Below are 24,739 nucleotides of genomic sequence, written 5' to 3' on the forward strand. Positions count from 1 at the left end.
CGCCATGAATGTATTAGTCATTGGCAGCGGCGGCCGCGAACACGCACTTGCGTTCAAAGCCGCTCAAAACACAAAAGTAAACACGGTATTTGTAGCTCCAGGTAATGCGGGTACAGCCCTTGAACCTAAACTCGAAAATGTTGCAATTAATGTTGAAGATTTAGATGGGTTATTAAACTTTGCTCAGCAAAATAATGTTGAACTTACCATTGTAGGGCCTGAAGTACCGTTAGTATTGGGTGTTGTGGATAAATTTCGTGAACATAATATGGCTATATTTGGTCCAACAGCGGGTGCTGCCCAGCTTGAAGGTTCGAAGTCATTCACGAAAGATTTTTTAGCACGCCACAATATTCCTACTGGCGACTACCAAACATTTGAACAAATAGACCCTGCCCTTGCATATTTAAAAGAAAAAGGCGCGCCAATTGTAATTAAAGCTGACGGTTTAGCCGCAGGTAAAGGCGTTATTGTCGCAATGGACGAGCGCGAAGCTGAAGACGCTATTCGCGATATGCTAGCGGGCAATGCCTTTGGTGATGCAGGTAGCCGCGTAGTAATTGAAGAGTTTTTGGATGGCGAAGAAGCGTCTTTCATTGTGATGGTAGATGGTAAAAACGTTCTACCGTTTGCAACAAGCCAAGACCATAAACGTGCTTATAATGGCGATGCGGGTCCGAATACTGGCGGTATGGGTGCCTACTCTCCTGCGCCAGTGGTGACAAACGAAATCCACCAACGCATTATGGATGAAGTGATCATCCCGACAGTAAAAGGCATGGCAAAAGAAGGTCATCCGTACACTGGCTTTTTATACGCAGGTTTAATGATAGACAGCTCAGGTACACCTAAAGTGATTGAGTATAACTGTCGTTTTGGCGACCCTGAAACACAACCTATGATGCTACGTTTACAATCAGATTTAGTTGAGCTGATAGAAGCGGCTAATCGTGTAGAGCTTGATAAAACCACCATTGAGTTTGACCCACGCGCAGCGGTAGGTGTCGTGCTTGCGGCTAAAGGTTACCCAGGAGATTATCCTAAAGGTGATGCTATTTCAGGCTTACAAGTTAACTACCCTGCTGGCGAAAAAGTATTTCATGCAGGTACTAAACAAAGCGGTAATGACGTTGTGACTGCTGGCGGACGCGTTTTATGTGCAACTGCGCTAGGTAATACCGTAACCGAGGCTCAAGCACGTGCTTATGAGCTGATTAAAGGTATTAACTGGGACGGCATGGAATACCGTACTGATATTGCTTATCGTGCCATTGCCCGTGAGCAGTAAGTTAGTAATAATTGATTGGTATAACCAGTTAATTTAACTAAAAAAGCGCAGTTCGCCTGCGCTTTTTTAGTGCTACACTAATTAAAAGTTTTTAAAAAGTAAGCATACATTGGAACTTAGAACTTTACGCTACCATTCACTAGCTGTTGCCATTTTGATATTTATATTTTTTATTATCAATACATTGGCTTCTAATTTAGTAGTGCCTACTCGTTACACAATTGATAAAACATCACCAATGTACCTCAATCACGCCTACTACATTGATGAAACCAAAAGCAAAACATTCGATACAATTATTAAGCAACCGAATTTACTCACCTATGCCCCTTTTTCAGAAATTCCTTGGAGCTTTACTCAGCAAAATTATTGGCTGTTTCTTGATTTAGAAAACAAAAGCCAAAAAAGTCAAAAGGTGGTGGCTCACTTTGATAACCCAATGGCCGATCACTTAACAGTCTATCGCTTAGACAAACAAAACCAGATACTACAAACATATAAATTGGGCGATAGAGAAGAAAAACTGACTTTGTTTCAGTACAGCGTGCCACACATCAACTTTTTAATGGAGCAAAAGTCATCGCAGCGCCTCGTAATTAAGGTAGATACGGTAGGCATTAGTAAAACACCTATCAATTTATACCGCGATAAAGAATTTGTAGATCTCATGCGTTCTCAAACAGGTATTTGGGGAATATTTGCTGGCGTATTACTCATGGCTGCACTGTACAACCTAGTACTCTATTTTGGCATAAAAGACCGTGTTTACCTTGTTTATATTGGTTACATAATTAGCGCACTGATACTAATGGGTATTGTGCTTGGATTTGGTTTTTACCTCTGGCCTTTAGAGTGGCAACTATTTTTTCATCACAAAGTCATTGTGAGTAATTACGCAGTTTCGTTTTTTACTCTCGCCTTTTGTACTATGTTTTTACGCTACCATAAAGATAAGTGCTGGCGATACACAATGAGCAAAGCCTTGCTTTATCTTATGTTTATTTTGGGGGTAGCTAGCTTTTTTATTCCTGAAAACATTGCTGCGCCACTCTTTTTTTGTGTATTAGCACTACTATATGTTGCATGTTTTATATTAATTTATAAAAAACTGCGTAGTGGTTTTAGATGGGCTAAATTTTACGTTTTTTCGTGGGTGCCACTTATTTTAGGTGCATTAATACAACCACTAGAGCTCACAGGCGTTATTGATTACAGTTTTACCTCTCGCCACGCCTTTTTGGTGGCAATTTTATGTGAAATTGTATTAATGGCTATGGCGCTGGCAGATCGCGTACGCTATCAACGAGAACGTGCTTTATATCATGCTACCCACACTCAGCAAACTAAGTTGCTCAATAGCTCTAAGCTCAAACAAGCATTTATGGCACTGCAAAGCCAAAACCGCTCTACCACTTTGTGCCTAATTAAAATATGTCATTTCAATTCGCTTAATACCATTATTACATCAACCCAAGGTTATACCCTCATAAAGCATATTGCTGAGCGACTAGAAAATGAATTAATGCATGAAAGAGAGTTTGCAAATCTTGAAACCGATTTAAATAACAGTCCTCGGCTGGCTGATTTAAACAGTGGTGTATTTGCTTGTATTTCAACTAAAACTCAAAACTCAGATATACTCAAAACGGTGCTTGCAAAAGTAATTAGTAACCTTCCTAAACAATATGAAATTAAAGGTTTAAGCCTGCAGCTCAATTACACAATAGGCATTAGTAGTGCAAACCAAAGTAATGATTTTGAATACTGGTTAAAGCGCGGTTATTTAGCCTTAAAAGATGCAAAAGGGCGTGTAGATCGCGTTGCGTCGTCCGCGGTTAATAACAACATAATAATGGATGTTAGTTTGGCAGCTCATTTGCAAAAAGCGATCAAAACAAACCAACTTGCCCTGTATTACCAGCCACAAATAAATTTAGTCAATAATCAAGTCACAGGAGCTGAAGCACTTCTTCGCTGGCCTGACCCAACCTATAATAATATTTCGATTGAAGAGCTTATAACTTTGGCTGAACATACAGGCATAATTAACGAGCTCACCTTATGGGTTATTGAACAAGCTTGTAAAGATATTGTAGAGCTAATAAACAGCGGCCATAAAGAGCACACGATTAGTGTTAACTTAAGTGCTAAAAACTTAGCCATTAATAACTTAGCTGAAAAAATAGAAAATATATTAATTAAGCATCAGGCTCCCGCTCACTTACTTAAGTTTGAATTAACTGAATCTGCTTTTGTAGAAAGCCAAAACGTGCTTATTAAATTAGTTGATGAATTATCAGCTTTGGGCATAAAAGTTGTACTGGATGACTTTGGCACAGGTTACGCATCATTGAGCTACCTTGTTAATTACCATTTTAGCGAACTAAAAATAGACAAGTCATTCGTTTTTGACTTAGTCAATAATCCAGCTCACCAAGTCATAGTGCAAACATCAATTGATATGGCGCATCAGCTTAATTTATCAATTACTGTAGAAGGTGTTGAAACCCAAGAGATCCACCAGCTATTAAAACAAATGAATGCAGACCGCGCACAAGGCTATTTATACGCTAAAGCATTACCTTATCCTGAGTACATTAACTTCTTAAAAAGCCAATACAGTTTAAAAATGTTAGACTCTTCTTTTTAAACATCTTTAGGGGCTATGTAAAGATGCAAGGCACACTGCGTAAATTAAAATCGAGTTTAACAGAACCCGTTCAATATCATCTTCCCGTTGGTGAAGAGCTAGTTGACTTAAATGCCTTTATAGGTAAAGAGCTAACGCTTACTTTTAGCGGCACTATTTTGTGCGCTAACTGCGGTAAAAAAACCAAAAAAAGTTATTCTCAAGGCCATTGTTTTGTGTGCATGCGTAAGCTGGCTAGCTGCGATATGTGCATCATGAAACCTGAAACTTGCCATTACGATCAAGGCACATGCAGAGAGCCACAGTGGGGCGAAGAAAACTGTATGATCCCACATTATGTGTATTTAGCTAATACCTCAGGCTTAAAGGTGGGAATCACACGCCATACACAAATTCCTACGCGTTGGGTTGATCAAGGCGCCACTCAGGCTTTACCTATATTTAAAGTGCAAACACGCTTGCAGTCGGGCTTGGTAGAAGTTGCATTAGCCGAGTTTATTGCCGATAAAACTAATTGGCGTAATATGCTTAAAGGTCAGAACGAAGTTATAGATCTCAAAGCCGCTGCCGCTGAACTTATTCCGCAAATTAGCGAAAAATTAAACGAGCTTAGTGAGCTATTTGGCGCAACAGCCATAGAGCAATTAGATGAAAACGTGGTTGATTTAAACTTTCCAGTCACTGAATACCCAACCAAAATCAGCTCATTTAACTTTGATAAAAACCCCGTTGTAAGCGGTATTTTACAAGGTATTAAAGGCCAATATTTAATATTTGATAACGGCGTTATTAATATACGAAAATTTACCTCATACGAAGTAACCGTAGGCTAACTATGTTAAACAGCTTTCCACAGTTAATGGTTATCTATAATGAGCTTGAAATAGCACACAACCAGCAAGAGCAAAATGAGTGCTTACATGGCATTACATCAAGTGAACTGAACGATGTGAGAGTGCTTAATAAACAAGGTGAATACCTTAACTTGCAGGGTCAACTTTTCTCAGCCTTAACTGAAGAACAGCTAGCACAGCTTGTTACTGCTCATTTACTAAATGAAGGGCGTTGTTGTCTAGGTAAAATTAAAACGCTAACTACTTCACAGGCATTTGATTTACTCGGGCTTTAAACACAGTGTTAATCACTATTTCTCGCTAAGCACTTTAATATGCGCTACAGCACTTCTACCCAATGCTGATAGCGCATAACCTCCTTCCAGATACGATACAATCCCGCTACAGCCGTTTTCTTTTGCAACTTTGCATAGCTGTTCAGTTAACCAAATATAATCGTCTTCTACAAAGTTCAGACTTGCCATGTCATCTTCTACATGTGCGTCAAAACCTGCACTTATAAATAACAACTCGGGCTTAAAAGCCTTTAATTTTTCTAACCATTGAGTATTAAACACCTCTTTTAAATCGTCGCCATTACTGGCAATGGGTAACGGCGAATTAACAATATGGCTATTGTTTTTTACAGCTGTATTTGGGTAAAACGGGTATTGAAATAACGAGCAAAGCAATACACTTTCATCATCAATAAAAATATCTTGGGTTCCATTGCCATGGTGCACATCAAAATCAGCAATCGCAATTCGTTTAACTCCTTTGCTTTGGGCATACTTAACAGCAATAGCTAAGTTGTTAAATACGCAAAATCCAGATGATGCGTTTTTGTTTGCGTGATGACCAGGCGGGCGTACAGAGCAAAAAGCCGCATCTAGCTTATCTGCTAGTATTTCATCTACAGCTAACAGCCCGGCACCTACAGCGCGCTCAATCGCTTTAAATGAGTCAGGGCAAAGCCATGTATCGCCATCGAGGCTATTTAACCCCTTTTGAGGAATTAAGCGCTCAACTAAGTTTACAAGCGACTCATCGTGCGCTAATAAATAATGTTCTCGCTGAGCTTTAGGGGCTTGTAAATGCTTTAGCCCCACATCGACGCCACTGGCGAGTAAGCGGTCGGTAATTGCATCTAAGCGCTCGGGGCACTCTGGGTGGTCGTCTATCATTTTATGTTTACGGCAATGAGGGTGTGAAATAACTGCAGTACGCATAAAATGCTCCTAAGTAAACTAGTATGAGCGTTTAATATAACAAAGCCACCTAACGGTGGCTTTGCGACTTTGGTGTATAACTATATAACCCGAGCGTTAATCATTTGGTTTTTAAATTTAGGTTTCTAAAGTCAAAACTAAAGTCGGTAACCGCTGTTGAAACCGCCTGCATGCTCGCACGCTTTACACGGTTTGCAGTGCTCATTTCAAAATGTATAAACGCATCGGCCTCAAGTAGCTTTTCGTCCCACTTAACAATAAACGTGTTGCCAGTGTAGTGCTCAAGCTCCCCTTTTAAACGCTTTGTATGAGTAAAATCAATTCGTAACTTACCATCTAGCTCTTCAATAATGACATCGCCATACCAATCGTCATGCAATGTGCCCGTGTAATTTATATTAGGTAACTGTGGCTGATAATCCGCAGGTGCAGATGGTGTAGCATTAGCGTACGCATTTTGTTTTCCTTCAAAATGCTTTTTGGCCAAATCTTCGACCCAATCTTTGTCCTCTAGATTGAGCACATCCTCAAGTACTTCGTGTGTAACTGCACTTAAGGCACTAAATGCTTGCTGGTTAGACAAAATAACAATACCGAGTTTTTTTTCTGGAAGCAAAGTGACTTGCGACACCATCCCTAAAATACCACCACCGTGGCCTAGTTTTTTAAACCCGTGGTAGTCCTCTATACTCCAACCTAACCCATAGCCTCTAAACTGTTGATGATATGCCTCAAAGGCACTTTTAGACGCCATAGAGGTTATATGTGGGTGCCACATTTGCGCTTGTTGTTTTTCACTAAACAATTGCTCGCCATTGGGCATTTTGCCACCAGCGAGTTGAGTTAGTAGCCATTGACTCATATCGCTTACACTGGATGCGATAGCGCCTGCTCCTCTAAAATCTTCTAAGTAATTTACAAAAAATGGATGCAGGCTCCCCTCCATTGGAATATGCCCTATTGCCCAGTTTTTGTTACTTTTTGGAATACGCGAAAAACCTGCGCGTGAATTGGTCATTTTTAGCGGCTGTAAAATATGTTTTTCAACGTAATCGTTCCAACTCATTCCAGATACACGCGCTACAACTTCACCCGCAGTCACAAACATTAGGTTGTTATATGCGTACCTACTACGAAAACTGCTAGCTGGTTTTAAATATTTTAACCCCGATAGAATATCATCGACTGATTTATCTGTGCTTGGCCATATCATTAAGTCGCCTTGCCCAAGCCCTAAGCCACTGCGGTGGCTTAATAAATCACGAACTCGCATTTCACGGGTTACATATGAGTCGTATAACCTAAATTCGGGTAAATGGTCTATTACGCGGTCATCCCAGCGCAATTTCCCCTCATCGACTAATTTAGCTAACGCGGCACTGGTAAATGCTTTTGTATTTGATGCTATACCAAATAACGTATCTTTATTTACTTCAGCCTTTGTATTTAGGTTTGCCGTACCAAACCCCTTTGCTAGCACAACCTCGTTATTTTCAACAATCGCAACCGCCATTCCCGGTACATCAAAGCGTGCCATAGAGGTTTTAATTACGTCTTCTATTTTGTTGGTATCAACCTGTGCCCAACTGCTAAAAGTAGTACTGGCTAGCAGTGCAAAAGCCGCTAATTTGGTCAGTTTCATATCAGTCCTTTTATTATTGATGCACTGCAAATTCTATTGCCGCGCGTTCTTTATTAGGATCGCTCTTTTGTGGGCGATTAAGTATGGCATTACTGTAAGCCTTTGGTACGCCCGCTTCAAGTGCTCCGCGATGAACGTGTTTAACGTACCAATCGTAGGGTAAAATACTTTCGTCATGAGTATTAGCAATATAACAATGAGTATCAATAATTTCCCCGGTTAACAGCTCAACCTTTATATCTACACAATCGTAACCAGGGCCTTCTATTGCATCTAAAGTGACCTTTTCGTTAGCGTTAATTTCATATACTACACCGTATACTAAGGCATCCGCTTTATCAGCTTTTTGAATGCTGCATTTACCTGAGCCATCAGAAAAAAGCATATCAAAGGTCAACTCATACCCTTTAAGCACTGCTGTACCAATACGCTTAGCATTTGGCAAACGTGCCAACAAACGATTAGACGACATGTTAGATCCAAACGAAAAATTATATAAGGGCATATTTACTCCTACTTGTATTGCATAAATTAAATAACAACGCGAATAGCCAACGCAATTAAAATAACGCCAATACCTCGGTCAAACCAGTAGCCGTGTTGCTGAAAAAAACCACGAACATAGGCTTTAGAAAGTACCAACGAGAGCGCAGAAAACCATGCCCATGTGGCAAGCGCCATATAAATACCGTAACCAATTTGTATACTCAGTGGCGTTGTTTGGCTTATCACCAAGGTAAATAACGACATAAAAAATAACGTTGCTTTTGGATTTAGTGCATTAGTGAAAAAACCACGCCTAAAAGCAACCCAAATAGACTCTTCAGGGGCTTGTTTGTTTTCAATATTTTCGGCTGATGATTCACTCGGCTTAGCGGCTCTTAATGCTTGTATGCCAAGGTAAGTCAAATAAGCGCCTGCAACATACTTAAGTGCCATAAATAAGCTGGGCGATTGAGATAAAATAAGCGCCACACCTAATACACAATAAGCGATGTGTAACAAAATAGCGCCGCCAACACCTGCACTCGTCCATAATGCGTTTCGCCTACCTTGTTGTACACTTTGCTTAAGCACAACAGCAAAATCAGGACCTGGGCTCGCAACAGCAAAAAAGTGAGCAATCACAATTAATAAAAATTCATCTAGGTATTCCATACTTGTCCTTGCTAGTTTGGCGAAATGGCGCTAAGGTTTTTTCCTCCAATGCTAAGGATGGGTGATTGGGTGTAGTAAATATTGCTGCACCTAAAGTGGCACCCACTAGAAATTTATCCGCGTACGCATCTTTTAAGGTCATATTACGACTTGGTTGAACAGCGGTTTGCTCTGCTACTATTTGTGAACAACTACACAAAATAAGTGTAAAAATGGCAATTAGCCCAAAATGAGGTCTTTTCATGTGAGTCATAGTATCAACTTTTTGGTCAATTATATTTTATAAGATTCATTGTAATGAAAATTACCTTCATTGCAGTTTATTTCAATGGTACTGCTATTATGTTTTTTAGTGAATTTACTCTGCTCAGGCTTTATAAAAGGATGTCCAAAATAGAGTGGCTTAAATTTTTTGTTGACGTTATTGCGGGGGGGGGGGTAATTTATGTTTAGGCAGTGTTTTTTAGCCTATTAACTCAAATTAAACAAAAAAGGAATTTTAATATGAAGGAGCTGTTTTCTAACATGATAAAAGGATTATTTTCAATTATAGTCGTTTTATCCATATTCCCAACAATCGCTGAGGCGAGCGGTCGTACAAAAACCCTTGCTTGTGATACTTGTAACTACAACGATGCCCTTGACTTGGCACAACAGTATCATGTAGCTCCATCATGTACTGCTTCTGATACTGATATATTCTTAGGACAAACGACATTTACTTGTCCAGCTACATCCAAAGATATCATTGTCTCTAATCCAATCACACAACGTAGTTTTAAATTTACAGTGCGTACAGAGCAGCTTTATAATTGGGCCCCAGCATATGATATTGTCGTTGAAGACGCTACTGTAACCGTTGCTGAAAACAATGCATTGCATATGTTTTATGACATTGACGACGACTTCAGACAAGCAATGGCGCACAATGAAACTGTTGGTTTTTCTGCAGCAACCTCTTCATTCGCTATTCAATCAACTAAAATATTCAGCACCAGCTCAATTACCGCTTCTACAAACTCTGACGCAAGTTGTAATAGCCATGCCTCAAATGTATTTGCCAATGACCCTAGCTTTCGAAACGATATTCGAAAGGGCTTTTCTGACAGAATTACCGAGGCGATGGGGCTTCAGTCTTGGGGTGAATTCACGTCCGAACGGAGAACTTCGGGGAGTTTGAGTATAGGAATGAGTACTGGAATAACTATCGATTTCAGTCACGTCGAAAGAAAATACTTTGTCACTCAAACTTGGCCAAACGGTGATAAGCTTGTATATCAAGTCAATTATAATGGTGAAACGCGCAATATAGTGCAAAAAGGAAGAGCGCGAACAATAAGGGAGCGTTTTCTTAATCTTTCGTACAGCCTAAGGCCAGGCTCATCTCGTATTGATAACCTTCCGCTTACTGAACTCACGAGAGGAATTATAGATTTAACCAATCTTCCCATTTCAGTTTGTTTAGCTAATCAACTTTCAGAGGTATTAGACGATGTGAAAGTAGTAGGGGGAGCTGCTGGTGATGGTGATTTGATTGACATCGTAGGTGCAGCTGCATCAAACGGTGGAACCCTAATTCCACCGGCAGGTATCTGGGTTAACTTAGCGGGTTGTCGTATTGTTGAATCAAAGGGAAGAATTTGTAGAGATGATACAGGCGACTGCATTCATGTCGTTGCTCGATATGTAGACTGCTAAGTTGAAACGTAAAGTCTTGGTGTTAGTACGAATTAGTTGTGGCAGCCTATTGGTTGTCACAACTTGTTTTTATGAATTCAATGCTTCAAAAAACTCATGTTTTGTAAGTGGAATTAATGTTATTTGCTACCCTCTGTTACAGCTGAATTTAAGATTGCTACAAGTCTTTGTGAAGATGATCTAAGAATTTTTGATAATGAAACAGTTTTTAGTCTTTGAACGCAAGCATTGTCACTACGGCAGAGCCTATTTCTTGTGTCGGTGACAATAATCAGACTATTTAAGTATTAATCTAGCTGAATTGTAACTCATACCAAGCTGTGTTCAGACGACACTTCTTTGTCGCTGCCTCTATCACCAAGGCGTTTGTCGTTAAACAGCAAACTGCCTTTTTCATTTTCACCGCGCCAAAACACACCAGAATCAAGCACTTTTAAATTAGCTTAAGGCACACTGTAGTCAGCCCTAGAACCAAAAGTTGAAGTGCGAGTATGCGAAAAAGGATGAGGTCTGCGGGCCTTGGCTTGTTTACCACCCACCGAGCTAGGCACAAATTTACTTCTTGCTTGCGATACCGATTGATTGACCAAACTGTTTGCCATAATACGTGCTAAGTTAATAACAGCGGGTTAGCTGAGTTATTTACCAATGCTTTAATCTCTTTTTGTGCTTTTTTAAACTCACCACGTAAGTGGGGCTTTAAGTGTTTTTTAGAGAGGGTGTCTTTTTTAAAGTAGCAAACTAATGCATGCATAAATACCGTATGTGTTTCGCTCAATTGTGCTTCACGGTTTGCGTACGGGTTATAACAAGAGCCACATCCGCCTTTAAACTGATACACCGTATTGCTCATCATTACACCAAACCCTAAAAAGCAGGCAAGCGCATCAGCTGCTTGAGGTAAAAATTCTTTTCCACCTGGGGGTAATACACCAACATGATGAATCATAATTGTAGCCAGAGTTCCGGCAAAGCTGGCTACTAAATCTTGCGGCTGATTTATTTGATTAGGGTTAAACGAAATATTAATAGCATGGCTCGGCGGCACAATTAACTGACAGCCCTCACCACGAATTGCACTACTAAACTCAAAACGTGGAAACACTTGCGGTTGTAATTGCTGGGGCGCAACTAATTGAATTGGCCATGCGCTCATTCCCGCATAAGAAGTGACTCGTTTAAATACGCTTGTGGCCATTTGCTCAATACTTGATACCGAATCAGGAAAGTATTGCCCTGTAGGCAATATTATTTGTGTGTGTTTGGTAAAAAACTCAGCATCAAAATTTTCGACAGCCCAAATAAAAGTATCAATAAGCCATTGTTGCTCTTGTTGCTCTAGCAAGGGCGCTGATTTAAATAACGCTAACATAGTGTGCTCTTAATTTAGTTATTCTTGTTCTTTTGCCCATTGCCACGCCTTTGTGTTATATAGCGGTACAGTTGATAATGCGTGGTGATGGCTGCCGCTCGACTCTTTTGTTGAATACGACAAGTACAATAAAGTACGCGTTTTTGCATCGTATATTCGACGCACTTTTAACGATTTAAATAAAATGCTCTTTGATGACTTAAACACTACCTCTCCAGACTTACTACGATCAATTTCTTGTAATTGCTCCGCGGTGATAGGCCCTGTTTGACGACACGCAATCGACATATCTGACGGATCAGAAAAGTCTAAGTCGGCCTCAACATGACTGATGTGACACGTTACGCCTTTAATAATCGGATCTTGCTGCGAGTTCACCACCACATCTTTTGTAGTAAACAAACCTAAACTCACTGACGCAACATCATCAGAGCAGGCACTTAACGTAACCACTGCGCCCATAAGCAGGGCTAAACGTTTAATTTTTTGCTGAAGTTTCATATTCATCCTTAACCTAAACTCGGTTTTTATACGCTTATTTCAATAAGCTTGGGTTCACCTGTGTGTTTTTATACTAACATCAAAAATCAGCACAACTAAATTAGTTTAAAACAAACATTTTAGCCGTATGGGGTTTAGCGAGTCCTCGTGTATTTGTTACAATTAACGACACGCTTAATGCCGTAAACAATAGGAACCACCCACATGCCGCACATTATTATTGAGCACTCAGAAGACCTTCCTGTATTACCTCAAGTACTGGTTGAAAAAATTCATAACTGTACATTCGAAAGCGGTTTATTTGATTTAGAAACTATTAAAACTCGCGCAGTTGCATATCAGCAGTATCAGTTAGGTGTAGGCAAAGAAGGGTTTATACATGTACAGGCGCATATTATGACAGGGCGAACAGTAGAACAAAAGCAAATGTTAAGTGAGCACCTACTTGCGTGTTTAAAAACCTATTGCAGGGAATCTGACAGTTTAAGCGTTAATATTTACGACATGGATCACGAGATTTACCGTAAAAACTAACACAAGTACGGCCTTGTGCTAGTCGTCACAAGGCCACTCATCTTCACTAAGAATATGCTTTGCCAATAGCGATGCCCTAAGCGCCATTATTTTACTTTTTAACTCATCGCGAATTAGCCTTATTGCAGGCGAAATAAATTGCCGGCTCGGAAGCACTAGCCACATTTCTGTTAACGGGACTTTATAATTGGGAATTATTCGTTTGAGCTTACCGCTAAGCAAATCGTCTGCCACATCAATAGCTGACTTTTTAGCAATCCCGGCACCATCAATACACCAGCGCCTTACAATATCACCATCGTTTACAGCTCTATCACTGTTCATTTTAACTTTGTATTGCTGCGTATTATCATAAAATTCCCAATCAGCATGCACGACTTCGTAAAGTTTATAAAGTAATGCATTATGCTCGCTTAAGTCGCTCGGCACGCACGGCTCGCCATTGAGTTTTAAGTAACTAAGTGAAGCACACACTACGTGTGGAATATTACAAATTTTAAACCCATATAAGTTAAGATCCTCAGCTACGCCTTTTTTCATCGCCCTTAGTGCAACATCAACCCCATCACGATAAAAATCGGCACGGCTATCACTTGCATGCAACCTCAATGTTATAGAGCTATGGGCATTCATAATATCATTGAGCAAAACACGCATTAAATTACGTCCCATTTCAGACGACACAGCATAGGCTCTGCCTTGTCTAAATACCAAACAGACTGGTGCAAATTCAACCTTGAGAGATAAACAGACCCTAAAAAACTATTATTCACGTTTTAACGAAAGTGTATTAAACATTAGCCTATTTATCGAATGATAAACACTCGCTATTGTGTCTGTATTCAACGCAAAGGAAACTATTTATGAAATGTAGAATTGTTTTATCGGCTTTAATACTCTCAACTTCACTTATATCTGCACCTACTTTTGCAGACGAACACGAGTCAAAAGTAATACCTGCCAACAAAGTAAAATGGGGCTACTTAAACCCATTAAGAGGCGAGCAAAGTCCTGGTGCAGCTGATTTATGGGGCGATCGTACTGCAGACACTCCAACAGGTATGCTAGTACGCTTTAAAAAAGGGTTTGAGTCTCCGCCGCACATTCATAACATTACTTACCGAGGTATCGTAATTGAAGGTCAAATGCACAATGACGACCCCACAGCTGAAAAAATGTGGATGCCAACAGGATCATTTTGGACACAACCCGCCGGTGAAAACCACACTACTGCAGCTAATGACACTACAAATCTAATTTACCTAGAAATAGATTCTGGTCCTTATTTAGTAAAACCTACAAACAAACAGTTTGATAATGGCGAACGCCCATTAAACTTACATAAAGACAACCTGGTTTGGCTAAACAAAAGCGACATAAATAATATTAATGCTAATGCAGTACAAACAACGTTTCTATGGGGAAATACAGATGCAAGCTATGGCTCAATGATAAAACTACCAGCCGGTTTTAAGGGAGAAATTAGCACAAATGCAAATGAGTTTCGCGCAGTAATAATTGCAGGCAGTGTGCAATACAGCTCAAAAGGTAACTTACAAAACCTAAGTGCAGGCAGCTATATAGAATCTGCGGGAAAATTCATTCACTCGCTTGAAAACAAAAGCAATATCCCTGCAACTATTTACATTCGTAGTAATGAAACATATCAAGTAAATTAGGAAGTGCTAATTGCCTAAAGCAACGTAAACAATTAAGCGCACCTCTTAGTGCGCTCAATTAACTGCTGGTGATTAAAAGCTGTAACGTGCAGTTAAGCTAATATAATCTAAATCATCTATTGTGGTGTAGCTGGTACCTACAGAAAAATTTGTATTTATATAATAACGAGCACCTAACGTAATAGCTGTTTCACTGTCATCTGCAATATCAATGTAACCTAAGCGGCCATCAATTTCGATGCTATCAGTTAGCATTGATCTAACACCCGCAGATAATCCATAGCCATTTTCATCATCCGAAAAATCACTACCGCTGTACGATACTTCAGTTTCTATGTTTTCATACGTTACTAAACCATAAAAATCAGTGCTTTCACTCATTGCAGTACGGTAACCTACGCCTGCGCTCAACCAGTTAAGATCTACATCTAAACCATCTTCTGAGTCGCCTACAGTCTTATATTGACCAGACACAAAAAAATTATCGCCTAGTAATTTACTACCATCAAGCGTCCAACCATTTGCATCATCGCCATCAAGATCTGCATTTAAGTAACCGCCAGACACATAATTAAAGTGAGGTGTTTCTGCAAATGCAGCTGGGGTGGCAAAAACGGAGCTTAATAATAAGAGTGCGACTTTATTCATTTTCATGGTACTTCCTTTTAGATATATTTAAACAACACATTGTTGTACCCAATAAAATACACACCTATATTATTGATTGCAATAAGAAAGTTAATAGATTAATTAAGAATCAAGATATAAGTTAAGCAAAATAAATAATATAGAAATTAGCGTTTTGAGTGTGCAATAAATTGGTATTTACTAGGATATACTTAGAATATTTGAAAAGTGGTGGCCCCTCCCAGACTCGAACTGGGGACCTAACGATTATGAGTCGTGTGCTCTAACCAACTGAGCTAAGGGGCCAACTTTATATAACTGCAAGGCAGTTAATTTTTGAAGCGTTTAGCCACAGAGCGACTAAAGCGGGTTGCAGTATAAAAACTTTTTTAGGGCTTGTCACTACCAAAAACCTTTATTTTAACAATCAGTAAGCTAACTGCTTAAATTGTAATCTTTTAAAGGGGCAGAGTGGTTAAATTTGGGAAAATTTTGAGTGGGTACGGTAAAAACCATTAAAAATAATATTTATTAATTGAATGCGCTGAGCGATATTTACTTACAACTAGCATAAACATAACTCAGCAACGCATTATTTTTTAGCAATAATATAAATTGCATGTATTAACCCAGGGAAGTAACCCAATAGCGTTAATAAAATATTAATCCAAAAATGCATGCCTAAGCCCACTTGTAAAAAAACACCCAGTGGTGGCAGCAAAACAGACAGTATTATACGAATGATATCCATTATTTAGCTCCTTCAAACAATTAAAAACAAAAAGCCCAGCAATGCTGGGCTTTGAGTATAACGTTATTCAGCTACGATAGATAAGTTATCTACCACATCACGAACGTCTTCAGCATTTTTAGCAATTTCGATTGCCAACTGCTTCTCCGCTGATGATTCAACCGAACCGTTTAATGTAACAACACCATTATCGGTATCTACATCAATATCGGTTCCACCTACTTCTGAATCAAATAGGAAACGTGTTGTAATAACGGTGGTGATTTTAGCGTCCGTTAGGTCGTTATCATCATCCATCATTTTAGAATCTGTATGTTTAGCGCTCATGTTTTTAACAACGGTTAGGCTGTTTTCAACGTCCATGACGCCATCTAGACTAAGTACAAGTTCTTCTGCTAGCTCTTTTTCTACTTCGCTATCAACTTTACCTGTAAGTACTACCTTGCCATTTGTTACATCAGTGTTTATGTCAAAGTTGTTTAGGTCTGTGTTCATAAGAAGCACAGTTTCTGCCTTGCCATCAATCCAAGCATCTTTACTTTCGTTTTCCCAGCTGTTTGCATGTGCACCCATTGCTGTTGTACCAAGAACTAACGCGGCGATAATAGATTTGTTAAATGTTTTCATAATCTTTCTCCTTTTGATTAAAGACACTTTAACTAATGCGAACATCAAGCCAACTTTATTTAACATTAAAAATCAATCACTTAATGATAAATTTGTATTATTACAGCTTTGGCGTATTCCCCCTATTTACAGGGAAGTGAGTAAAACTTTCTCAAAGTGTGAAAATTACTAGATTATTGCTATTTTGGTTAATGTATCGTTAATATAACAACTAATAATTCAGCATTATAAAACTAAATCATTGATTATAAATAAAATTAATTATGGTATACGGTTTGCTAACTAGTTAGCTAATAGCAAATACAATAAGGAATTACTCATGTCAGTTAAAGTTGAAGACCGCCCAATAGAGCAAGTACGCGAACAAGTGATTGATCAGTTAATTTATAACTATAGCCATGGCGTTATATCGGTTGAGGCATTTGAAAGACGATTAGACCAAGCAATGGACGCCAAAGACAATTTAGTGCTGCTAACGTTAGTAGAAGACCTAACACTTAATACCGACAAGCAATACAAAGCTGAAAAACAATCGCAGTTTACGCCAAATTACAGTGCACAACAGCATAGTGATGACGATATTACACTTCGCAGTATTTTGGGCTCAAACGAGAGAAGCGGACAATGGGTAGTGCCTAAAAATATTTACCTAAATAATTATATGGGCTCTGTGGTACTCGATTTCACCGACGCTATATTTACACATCAAAACGTAACAATTCATGTTAATTGTATTTTTGGTAGCGACGAAATTTATGTACCCGAGCATGTTAATGTAGTGTCTAAAATGTTTTGTATTTTAAGCACCTTAGAAAACAAATCAGTCACATTAAATAAGCGCCAAGGCCCTACCATTCATATTGAAGGCAAAGCGATATTAGGGTCGGTTGAAGTAAAGGTAAAGCGTACCATAAAAGAAAAGTTTATTAGCTTTGCAAACGATTTGAAGGCACAGCTAGGGGTAAGTAACAAATAAGTACAACCGTATTTGCTTTAATATGGCTGCTTTTTAGCAGCCATATTATAATTGCAGGCTTATAAATCATTATTTCGCTCAGCAGGAACATCGGACAAATACTCTACAAACTCAACCTCAAAACCCGAAGGGTCTCTGAAGTAGATGTTTTTTCTAAATGGATTTTTAGTACCGTGCTTATATGCTGCAAAACCCGCTTTATTTAAACGTGATACCGTATTATCTAAATTAGCCGTTACGTAAGCAAAGTGAGCAAAACCAACTTGATGTCCTGAAAGCGCTCTGTTTTCACCCTCACCATGATCGCTCATTGCTATATATTGCGTGTCGTCACCAAAGTGGATCCAACGCCTTGGTTTTCCATACCAATCACCCCGTCCTTCGCTTCGTATTACCCAATGCGGGAAAATAGCTTGGTAAAAACGAATCATGGTATCGATGTTTTTAACAACTAAGTTTACGTGTTCTAAATACATACTGTGTCCTTGTGAGTTAATTTAAACGCATCATAAAACCTCAAGCTAACTTTAGGTAAAGTGCTTTTTTATAGTTTTTATATGTAATAGAGCAGATACACGATGATTTAAATTAAATGTGCAACACTTTCAATGCTGTACAAAAAACACTCACAAGTATTTAGGGTTTATTGTTTACTTTATGTCAAAAGTCGCTAAAATACGCCGGCTGAAATATACAAACGTTCTTTTACAACCCAAAGGTAACTCCATGCATCCAATGTTAAACATTGCGGTTCGCGCTGCGCGTAACGCAGGCAAAATTTTACTTCGCGCTAGCGAAGACTTATCAAAAGTTGAAGTGCAACAAAAAGGCGCTAACGACTTAGTAACTAATATTGATAAAGAAGCCGAAGCCGTAATCCGTGACACTATTTTACAGTCTTACCCTACTCACTCTGTTGTGGGCGAAGAACTAGGTGAACACAAAGGCAAGGATGATGATTACCAATGGATTGTAGATCCTATCGATGGAACAACAAACTTCATCAAAGGTATCCCACATTACGCAATCTCTATTGCACTTAAAGTTAAAGGTCGTTTAGACCAAGCCGTTATTTATGATCCAATCCGTGGTGAGCTTTTCACTGCATCTAAAGGTCAAGGCGCACAACTTAACAGCAAACGTTTACGCGTAAGCAAAACAACCGTTCTTGCTGGTACAGTTTTAGCAACGGGCTTCCCTTTTAAGCATAAACAACATACAGACGCATACACTGAAGCGTTTAAAGCATTATTTGTTCATACTGCTGATATTCGTCGTGCAGGTTGTTCTGCATTAGACATGGCGTATGTTGCAGCTGGCCGTGTTGATGGCTTTTTTGAAATTGGGTTAAAACCTTGGCACTCTGCTGCAGGCGAGCTAATGGTTAAAGAAGCGGGTGGTATGGTTGTCGATTTTGCTGGTGGTAATAACTATAACCACAGTGGCAATATCATTTGTGGCGCACCAAAACTGACTCAAGCTATTATTCGCGAAATTCGCCCAGTGTTAACTGAGTCGTTACTTCGCTAATAAATTGCTTTTACCAATATAATTGGTACAACTAAAAAAGGAGCCTAGGCTCCTTTTTTGTTTTTAAAAGTAAGGGTTTACCAATTTAATTTCAATAGTTTCCCCTTTTGTATAAGGAAGGGAGTTTAAATCTGTTGCAAAGTATTCATAAAATAGCGCATCAAACTCGCCATTTTTCTGCATTATTTTTATTCCCTGCTCAACCGCTTTCGCTAATTCGGGCTTATCCTTAGAAACAAAATAATACAGCGCTGTTGGGTAGCTAATATATAGATTAGGCACAACACGTAAATTTTTATGCTGTGGCTCTAAAAGCTCAGAATTTACTTCAATAAATGAGCGCGGAAAATAATCTATGCGGCCTTGGCTAGTAAGCACAAACATGGCTTTTAGGTTTGATAATGGCCTCACGTTTAAACCGTTATTAACCAATATGCGCATATCAGGCCAGTCGTGCCCCTGTACCGAACTAAGCTTTGATAATTGCTCAAGCGTTTTTATGTCTTTAAATTTATCTAAATTGTCTTTATTTGTAACTAGCGCTCTTTTACCGATATAACCTTTAAACAATGGGATTTTGATGGCGGTTGCCAATGACTCTCGTTCAGGGCTACTCATGCTCCAATATAAATCAAGCGAGCCGTCATCAAGTGACATTAAGTTACGCTGCTGATGCGGGTGTACGTCAACAAATTCTATTTCGGCAGGATATTGGGCTCTTATCAATGCCTTGGTTAGCGTATCATAGAGGTAATCATCACGAGCAAAATGCGCATGTTGATCTTTCGGAATTTTTACACTATTTACTTCGCTTGCTACAGCATTTCCAATCAACAAGCTAACTACGCATACGATACACTTTAATGGCAACATCATGATCACCTATTAGTAAATTACCTTTTTACTAGTTGCTAATCGCACTACTGCAGGCGCTGGGCGCCTTCGCTTGCATGTAAAAAGATAGCTATGACAAAATCGTTTGGCTTCTTTCTTTGCATCCGTTGCTAATGCTGCAACCTGATGGCTATTTTTACACTGCTGTAAATCGGGTTCAACTAATCCTATTGATAAGGTAAGTAACGGTACAAACTGCTTTTCACCTTCACGATTTGTAGCCCAATAACCTTTACTGGCTATATGGTCGGGCGTAAAAAAGGTACGAGAACGATATTCAAACTGTTCAATAATACGATTGCAAATACTTACCGCATCATTTTGATCAAAAACAACCATAAAATCGTCACCACCAATATGCCCTACAAAGTTAGCACTATTTACACAGGCTTGCACTGTTACATCAGCCAATAATTTAATGACACTGTCGCCACTAGCGTAGCCATAAAGATCGTTAAACTGTTTAAAGTGATTCAGATCAATATAAGCTAGGTGAAATTTATTTTTATTGCGTAACCTTTGCTCTATAGCCTCGTTAATAGCGACATTACCTGGCAGCATTGTTAGCGGATTAGCGTGCTGTGCGTGGCGAATTTTTTCTTCTGTTATGTGTTTTAAAATATCTCTTAGTGGCGCGAGCCCTAAATAATTGCTATCTCTAGTAATAACAATATGGCGCCTAATATCGAAGTCTTGCTCAGTTATTTGCTTACTCACCGTATCTAGCTTTTGGTCTTCATCAACAATTAGGGGTTGTTTATCCATTAACTCTATAACAGGGCGCTTATCATAAAGGGCATGACCGTAGGGTGCTGCAAACACCTCGGTAAGTTGGTCTTTATGTAGTAAGCCAACAGGCCGCCCCTGTTGATTGATTACTGGTATGCTAATAATTGTTTTATCTTGCTCAAAAAGTAAATGCGCGTTTTTGCAACGGGTATCACTTGCAATAGCTTTTTGTGGCTGGCTTAGCGCACCAATTGCCATTGATTGGTCAAACTGATCACATAATTTAAATGTAAGGGCTTGTATTTGCGCAGAGCTAAAATCACGGCTTGGTTGCAAGTTAGGTCGTTCAAATAAAAAACCTTGTACGTTATTAATGCCTAAACTTTCAACCAATGCTAGCTCTTCAGAGCGTTCAATGCCCTCTGCAATCACTAAGGTGTTTGTTGCTTTAGCTAAAACAATAATTGATTTTAAAAACTCTTTTTTTACCTCACTTTGATCGCAATGATCGATAAAATAGCGGTCTATTTTTACATAGTCGGGACGCAGTGCCGACCACTGTTTCAAGCCAGAGTAGCCAGCCCCTAAATCATCAATCGCAATGGTAAAGCCCAGTTCTCGGTAATGCGCAATGGTTTTAATTAATAAGTCGTCGTTATCTACTTTGTCTTGCTCTGTCACTTCTATAACAACACGATTAGTCGCTAAACCAAAATGCTCGGTTAGGTGTCGTGTTTCGCCTTTTGGGTGGCAAGGATCGAGTAACGTTTTTGGGCTTACATTTAAAAAAAGCTTACCTTGCAGATTTAGCTTAACAAAGTTTTCTATTGATTTTGAGCGGCACAGCAGCTCTAACTCAGAAATAAGGCCTTCTTGATGCGCTGCTTTAAATAACGTGTTGGGCATTTCTAATGGGCTACTTTGAGGACCGCGACTAAGTGCCTCATAACCAAGAATGAGCTGACCAGATATATCTAAAATAGGCTGAAATAACGTGGCTACTTCCCCGCTATATAAAATAGCCTCTAAGGCTTGTCGTTGAAGGGTCACTACTGGGCTCAATTATCATTTTGATTAGAGCAATAAAATAGCAACTGTGTATGACATATTTATTTCAAATTCTTATATTTCAGGCAACAAAAAACCGCTCATTGAGCGGTTTTTTTAATGCATTTAAGATTATGGCATTGCCATTGGATCTTGATCTGCACCTTCTTTTTCTATTACTTCTGGTATTAAATCTTCTTTACTCACCCCCATTGCAAGCGCAACTGAGCTTGCAACATATACAGATGAATACGTACCAATAAATACACCAAACAATAATGCAGTAGCAAAACCATGAATAGTTTGTCCGCCCCATACAAACAATGCAATCAATACCAAAATAGTGGTGATTGATGTAACAAGAGTACGGTTAAGTGTTTGCGTAAGTGAAATATCGATAATTTCAACGGTATCGTCGATGCGTACTTTACGGAAGTTTTCACGAATACGGTCAGATACAACAATAGTATCATTAAGTGAGTAACCTATTACCGCCAATATTGCCGCTAATATAGTTAAATCGAACTCTAAACCCAAAATTGAAAACAAACCTAACGTAATAATTACATCGTGTAATAGCGCGCCTACAGCACCAACAGCAAATCGCCACTCAAAGCGAAATGCAACGTAGATTAAGATACAAATAAGTGCAGTTAACATGGCTAGGCCACCCTGCTCTTTTAAGTCTTCACCGACACTTGGGCCAACAAACTCAATACGGCGCATTACTACGCTGTCGTCCGCTTTCTTTAGTGCATCAATTACTTGGTTACCAATCACTTCAGCTTTTACGTCGCTACCACGTGGCGCTAAGCGCACTAATATATCTTGGCTCGAACCAAATAGCTGTACTGATGCATCAGCAAAGCCATTATCACCAAGTACATTACGCACTTTTTTAAGGTCTGCCGGCTGAGAAAAACCCACTTCTACCGCTGTGCCGCCAGTAAAATCAAGACCAAAATTCAAGCCCTTCGTGAACATTGAAACTATCGACGCAACAATTAATAGCGTAGAAAAGCCCATTGCTACTTTTCGAAGAGACATGAAACGAAGGGTTCTACTACCCAAACTTAAAATTTGCATGTCTGCTCCTTAAATAGAAAGTTTATCAATGCGTTTACCACCAATAAATAAGTTGATCACCGCTCGGGTACCAACAATGGCTGTAAACATTGAAGTTAAAATACCAATAGCCAATGTAACGGCAAAGCCTGCAATTGGGCCTGTGCCCACAGCAAACAATATAATTGCCGCAATTAGCGTAGTGATATTGGCATCAAATATAGTGCTAAATGCACTATCGTAACCAAAATGAACGGCTTGTTGCGGGCTACGACCATCGGCCAGCTCTTCACGAATACGTTCAAAAATAAGTACGTTAGCGTCAACCGCCATACCGACTGTAAGTACAATACCTGCAATACCCGGTAGGGTTAACGTAGCACCCGGAATAAGTGACATTATTCCAACAATAAGCACTAAGTTAGCAGCAAGCGCTAAGTTAGCTACTAAACCAAAGCCCTTGTAGTAGATAAGCATAAAGGCAAGTACAAACGCAAAACCAAGTGCAACCGCGGTCATACCCGCTTCAATGTTTTCTTGGCCTAGGCTTGGGCCTACTGTGCGCTCTTCAACAATCTGAATTGGTGCAACAAGCGCACCGGCACGAAGCAGTAAACTTAAGTTATGTGCTTCTGCTGGGTTATCGATACCGGTAATACGAAAAGAGCGATCTAAACGAGCTTGAATCGTTGCCACGTTAATAACCTCTTCGACCTTAATAGGCGGAAGTGCTTTTCCGTTTTCGTCTTTTTTACCTGATGGTTTGTATTCAATAAATACCGTTGCCATACGTTTGCCAATAGCACGCTTAGTAAAGGCATTCATTTTTGAACCGCCTTTGCTGTCGAGTGAAATACTTACCTGTGGACGTTGGTATTCATCTGCGCCAGATTGCGCGCCAGTGATATGGCTACCTTCAAGAATAATACGTTTTTTAAGTACTACAGGGTAACCGTCGCGGCTCATGATCATTTCAGTACCCGCTGGGATACGGCCTTGAGCTGCTGCGCTTGGGTCAGCGTTTTCGTCTACTTCACGAAATTCAAGTGTCGCCGTAGCGCCTAAAATTTCTTTAGCACGAGCGGTATCTTGCACACCAGGTAATTGCACAATAATACGTTCAGCACCTTGGCGTTGTACGTTGGGCTCTGCAACACCAATTTGATTAATACGGTTACGAATAATTGTTTCGTTTTGCTTGATGGCGTAATCACGAATCTCTTTTAGCTTTTGCTCACTCATGGTGGCAAAAAATGCATTATCGTTACTGCTGTCATCAATGTATACGTTAAGTGGATAACGAGATTCTAAAAAGCGCTCTGCGGCGTCTTTATCTTCTTCGTTACGCATTTCAACACGCATGCGGTCAGAGCCGGCTACACGACGAACGCTGCGATAGCGAAGTTTTTCTTCACGCAGATCGCTACGGAAATCTTGTTCCATTTGCTCAAGCTGGTTATCAACCGCTGTTGCCATGTCGATTTCCATGGTGAAATGTACACCACCACTTAAATCTAGACCCAGCTTCATTGGGTTTCCGCCAAGGGATTTTAACCAAAGAGGTTGAGCAGGCGCCATATTAATGGCTGAAATGTAATCGTCACTTAGCGAGTCACGCAATAAGTCTTGCGCTTTTAATTGTTCTTCAACATTTTTGAAACGAACAAGTATTTGCCCGCCTTCAAGCTTGGTTGATTTAACCGCTACGTTATGTTTTTTAAGGGTTTCATTTACTTTGTCTACAACACTGAGATCAACATCAGCACCTTTAGCACCCGAAACTTGTATAGCCGGATCACGGCCATACAAGTTTGGAGAAGCATATAAAAGGCCAATGGCAACCACAGCTAAAACAAGTAAATACTTCCACACTGGAAACTTGTTTAACACGGGGTCGTCCTTATTATTT

26 protein-coding genes, 1 tRNA gene and 1 pseudogene are annotated in these 24,739 nt (G+C 39.6%); 9 read left to right on the forward strand and 19 right to left on the reverse strand.

Annotation, left to right across the window (positions count from 1 at the left end; translation table 11 throughout):
* Window positions 1–4: 4 nt before the first annotated feature.
* The 4 genes from purD to KZZ04_RS11115 all read left to right on the forward strand — a co-directional run bounded on the left by purD (window position 5) and on the right by KZZ04_RS11115 (window position 5,067).
* Window positions 5–1,288, forward strand: coding sequence for a phosphoribosylamine--glycine ligase (purD, locus tag KZZ04_RS11100; protein WP_138530610.1), 1,284 nt, complete (start codon window positions 5–7; stop codon window positions 1,286–1,288).
* 109 nt (window positions 1,289–1,397) lie between these two features.
* Entirely contained in the window at window positions 1,398–3,938 is a 2,541-nt protein-coding gene (locus KZZ04_RS11105) for an EAL domain-containing protein (RefSeq protein WP_219422762.1), read from the forward strand.
* Window positions 3,939–3,961: 23 nt separating this feature from the next.
* A complete protein-coding gene (locus KZZ04_RS11110) occupies window positions 3,962–4,771 on the forward strand; it encodes a DUF2797 domain-containing protein (protein ID WP_058403758.1) in 810 nt (269 codons plus the stop codon).
* 2 nt (window positions 4,772–4,773) lie between these two features.
* Window positions 4,774–5,067, forward strand: coding sequence for a hypothetical protein (locus KZZ04_RS11115; protein ID WP_138530612.1), 294 nt, complete (start codon window positions 4,774–4,776; stop codon window positions 5,065–5,067).
* 15 nt (window positions 5,068–5,082) lie between these two features.
* On the opposite strand, the gene KZZ04_RS11120 is transcribed toward KZZ04_RS11115, so the two are convergent.
* The 5 genes from KZZ04_RS11120 to KZZ04_RS11140 form a co-directional block, all read right to left on the reverse strand.
* Window positions 5,083–6,000, reverse strand: a complete 918-nt coding sequence (locus KZZ04_RS11120) for a histone deacetylase family protein (RefSeq protein ID WP_058403760.1) — start codon at window positions 5,998–6,000, stop codon at window positions 5,083–5,085.
* Between the two features lie 100 nt (window positions 6,001–6,100).
* Window positions 6,101–7,642, reverse strand: a complete 1,542-nt coding sequence (locus KZZ04_RS11125; RefSeq protein WP_138530614.1) for a serine hydrolase — start codon at window positions 7,640–7,642, stop codon at window positions 6,101–6,103.
* A 13-nt stretch (window positions 7,643–7,655) separates the two neighbouring features.
* Complete coding sequence (locus KZZ04_RS11130) at window positions 7,656–8,147, reverse strand: gamma-glutamylcyclotransferase family protein (RefSeq protein WP_058403762.1); 492 nt, start codon at window positions 8,145–8,147, stop codon at window positions 7,656–7,658.
* Between the two features lie 26 nt (window positions 8,148–8,173).
* Complete coding sequence (locus tag KZZ04_RS11135; RefSeq protein ID WP_058403763.1) at window positions 8,174–8,800, reverse strand: LysE family translocator; 627 nt, start codon at window positions 8,798–8,800, stop codon at window positions 8,174–8,176.
* Window positions 8,784–9,044 (reverse strand): hypothetical protein, encoded by a 261-nt coding sequence (locus KZZ04_RS11140; RefSeq protein ID WP_152995665.1) that lies wholly within the window; start codon window positions 9,042–9,044, stop codon window positions 8,784–8,786. The genes KZZ04_RS11135 and KZZ04_RS11140 overlap by 17 nt, the downstream gene beginning before the upstream one ends.
* Window positions 9,045–9,304: 260 nt before the next feature.
* Between KZZ04_RS11140 and KZZ04_RS11145 the strand changes: the two genes are divergently transcribed.
* Window positions 9,305–10,498 (forward strand): hypothetical protein, encoded by a 1,194-nt coding sequence (locus KZZ04_RS11145; protein WP_058403765.1) that lies wholly within the window; start codon window positions 9,305–9,307, stop codon window positions 10,496–10,498.
* 308 nt (window positions 10,499–10,806) lie between these two features.
* Here the strand turns inward: KZZ04_RS11145 and KZZ04_RS21240 are convergent, their stop codons facing one another.
* From KZZ04_RS21240 to KZZ04_RS11160, 4 genes are read right to left on the reverse strand one after another with little or no spacing between them, the layout of a single operon-like run.
* The gene (locus KZZ04_RS21240) at window positions 10,807–10,929 is read right to left on the reverse strand and encodes a hypothetical protein (RefSeq protein WP_257903615.1); all 123 of its coding nucleotides are present in this window, start codon (window positions 10,927–10,929) and stop codon (window positions 10,807–10,809) included.
* A 12-nt stretch (window positions 10,930–10,941) separates the two neighbouring features.
* Window positions 10,942–11,100 carry a hypothetical protein gene (locus KZZ04_RS11150; RefSeq protein ID WP_160327100.1) on the reverse strand — a complete coding sequence of 53 codons (159 nt, stop codon included), beginning with the start codon at window positions 11,098–11,100 and terminating at the stop codon, window positions 10,942–10,944.
* Window positions 11,101–11,108: 8 nt separating this feature from the next.
* Entirely contained in the window at window positions 11,109–11,870 is a 762-nt protein-coding gene (locus tag KZZ04_RS11155) for a hypothetical protein (protein ID WP_058403766.1), read from the reverse strand.
* Between the two features lie 18 nt (window positions 11,871–11,888).
* Window positions 11,889–12,371 carry a CreA family protein gene (locus tag KZZ04_RS11160; protein ID WP_058403767.1) on the reverse strand — a complete coding sequence of 161 codons (483 nt, stop codon included), beginning with the start codon at window positions 12,369–12,371 and terminating at the stop codon, window positions 11,889–11,891.
* Between the two features lie 204 nt (window positions 12,372–12,575).
* Between KZZ04_RS11160 and KZZ04_RS11165 the strand changes: the two genes are divergently transcribed.
* The gene (locus KZZ04_RS11165) at window positions 12,576–12,905 is read left to right on the forward strand and encodes a 5-carboxymethyl-2-hydroxymuconate Delta-isomerase (protein ID WP_219422763.1); all 330 of its coding nucleotides are present in this window, start codon (window positions 12,576–12,578) and stop codon (window positions 12,903–12,905) included.
* 18 nt (window positions 12,906–12,923) lie between these two features.
* On the opposite strand, the pseudogene KZZ04_RS11170 reads toward KZZ04_RS11165, so the two are convergent.
* Window positions 12,924–13,592: pseudogene (locus KZZ04_RS11170) on the reverse strand (substrate binding domain-containing protein); the annotation flags it as partial.
* A 176-nt stretch (window positions 13,593–13,768) separates the two neighbouring features.
* Between KZZ04_RS11170 and KZZ04_RS11175 the strand changes: the two are divergent.
* Window positions 13,769–14,584: a DUF4437 domain-containing protein gene (locus KZZ04_RS11175; RefSeq protein ID WP_219422764.1), complete on the forward strand. Its 816-nt coding sequence runs from the start codon at window positions 13,769–13,771 to the stop codon at window positions 14,582–14,584.
* A 72-nt stretch (window positions 14,585–14,656) separates the two neighbouring features.
* Here the strand turns inward: KZZ04_RS11175 and KZZ04_RS11180 are convergent, their stop codons facing one another.
* From KZZ04_RS11180 to KZZ04_RS11195, 4 genes are all read right to left on the reverse strand, one after another.
* Window positions 14,657–15,238 (reverse strand): porin family protein, encoded by a 582-nt coding sequence (locus KZZ04_RS11180; protein WP_058403770.1) that lies wholly within the window; start codon window positions 15,236–15,238, stop codon window positions 14,657–14,659.
* 202 nt (window positions 15,239–15,440) lie between these two features.
* Window positions 15,441–15,517, reverse strand: a tRNA-Ile gene (locus KZZ04_RS11185).
* A 286-nt stretch (window positions 15,518–15,803) separates the two neighbouring features.
* A complete protein-coding gene (locus KZZ04_RS11190) occupies window positions 15,804–15,962 on the reverse strand; it encodes a YqaE/Pmp3 family membrane protein (RefSeq protein WP_006791179.1) in 159 nt (52 codons plus the stop codon).
* A 63-nt stretch (window positions 15,963–16,025) separates the two neighbouring features.
* Window positions 16,026–16,589: a BON domain-containing protein gene (locus KZZ04_RS11195; RefSeq protein ID WP_058403771.1), complete on the reverse strand. Its 564-nt coding sequence runs from the start codon at window positions 16,587–16,589 to the stop codon at window positions 16,026–16,028.
* A 319-nt stretch (window positions 16,590–16,908) separates the two neighbouring features.
* Here KZZ04_RS11195 and KZZ04_RS11200 point away from each other — a divergent pair, with 319 nt between their 5' ends.
* Window positions 16,909–17,565, forward strand: coding sequence for a LiaF domain-containing protein (locus tag KZZ04_RS11200; protein ID WP_138530729.1), 657 nt, complete (start codon window positions 16,909–16,911; stop codon window positions 17,563–17,565).
* A 59-nt stretch (window positions 17,566–17,624) separates the two neighbouring features.
* Here the strand turns inward: KZZ04_RS11200 and KZZ04_RS11205 are convergent, their stop codons facing one another.
* Window positions 17,625–18,041, reverse strand: a complete 417-nt coding sequence (locus tag KZZ04_RS11205; RefSeq protein ID WP_138530727.1) for a VOC family protein — start codon at window positions 18,039–18,041, stop codon at window positions 17,625–17,627.
* A gap of 250 nt (window positions 18,042–18,291) precedes the next feature.
* Here KZZ04_RS11205 and suhB point away from each other — a divergent pair, with 250 nt between their 5' ends.
* Complete coding sequence (gene suhB, locus KZZ04_RS11210; protein ID WP_058403774.1) at window positions 18,292–19,095, forward strand: inositol-1-monophosphatase; 804 nt, start codon at window positions 18,292–18,294, stop codon at window positions 19,093–19,095.
* Window positions 19,096–19,158: 63 nt separating this feature from the next.
* Here suhB and KZZ04_RS11215 read toward each other — a convergent pair whose 3' ends face one another.
* From KZZ04_RS11215 to secD, 4 genes are all read right to left on the reverse strand, one after another.
* Window positions 19,159–19,968 (reverse strand): ABC transporter substrate-binding protein, encoded by an 810-nt coding sequence (locus tag KZZ04_RS11215; RefSeq protein ID WP_219422792.1) that lies wholly within the window; start codon window positions 19,966–19,968, stop codon window positions 19,159–19,161.
* A gap of 12 nt (window positions 19,969–19,980) precedes the next feature.
* Window positions 19,981–21,768 (reverse strand): bifunctional diguanylate cyclase/phosphodiesterase, encoded by a 1,788-nt coding sequence (locus KZZ04_RS11220; protein WP_219422765.1) that lies wholly within the window; start codon window positions 21,766–21,768, stop codon window positions 19,981–19,983.
* A gap of 129 nt (window positions 21,769–21,897) precedes the next feature.
* Window positions 21,898–22,851: a protein translocase subunit SecF gene (secF, locus tag KZZ04_RS11225; protein WP_219422766.1), complete on the reverse strand. Its 954-nt coding sequence runs from the start codon at window positions 22,849–22,851 to the stop codon at window positions 21,898–21,900.
* A 9-nt stretch (window positions 22,852–22,860) separates the two neighbouring features.
* Window positions 22,861–24,720, reverse strand: coding sequence for a protein translocase subunit SecD (secD, locus tag KZZ04_RS11230; RefSeq protein ID WP_058403778.1), 1,860 nt, complete (start codon window positions 24,718–24,720; stop codon window positions 22,861–22,863).
* Window positions 24,721–24,739 lie beyond the last annotated feature (19 nt).

The organism is Pseudoalteromonas sp. CR1 (genome assembly GCF_019392235.1).
Lineage (GTDB): Bacteria > Pseudomonadota > Gammaproteobacteria > Enterobacterales > Alteromonadaceae > Pseudoalteromonas.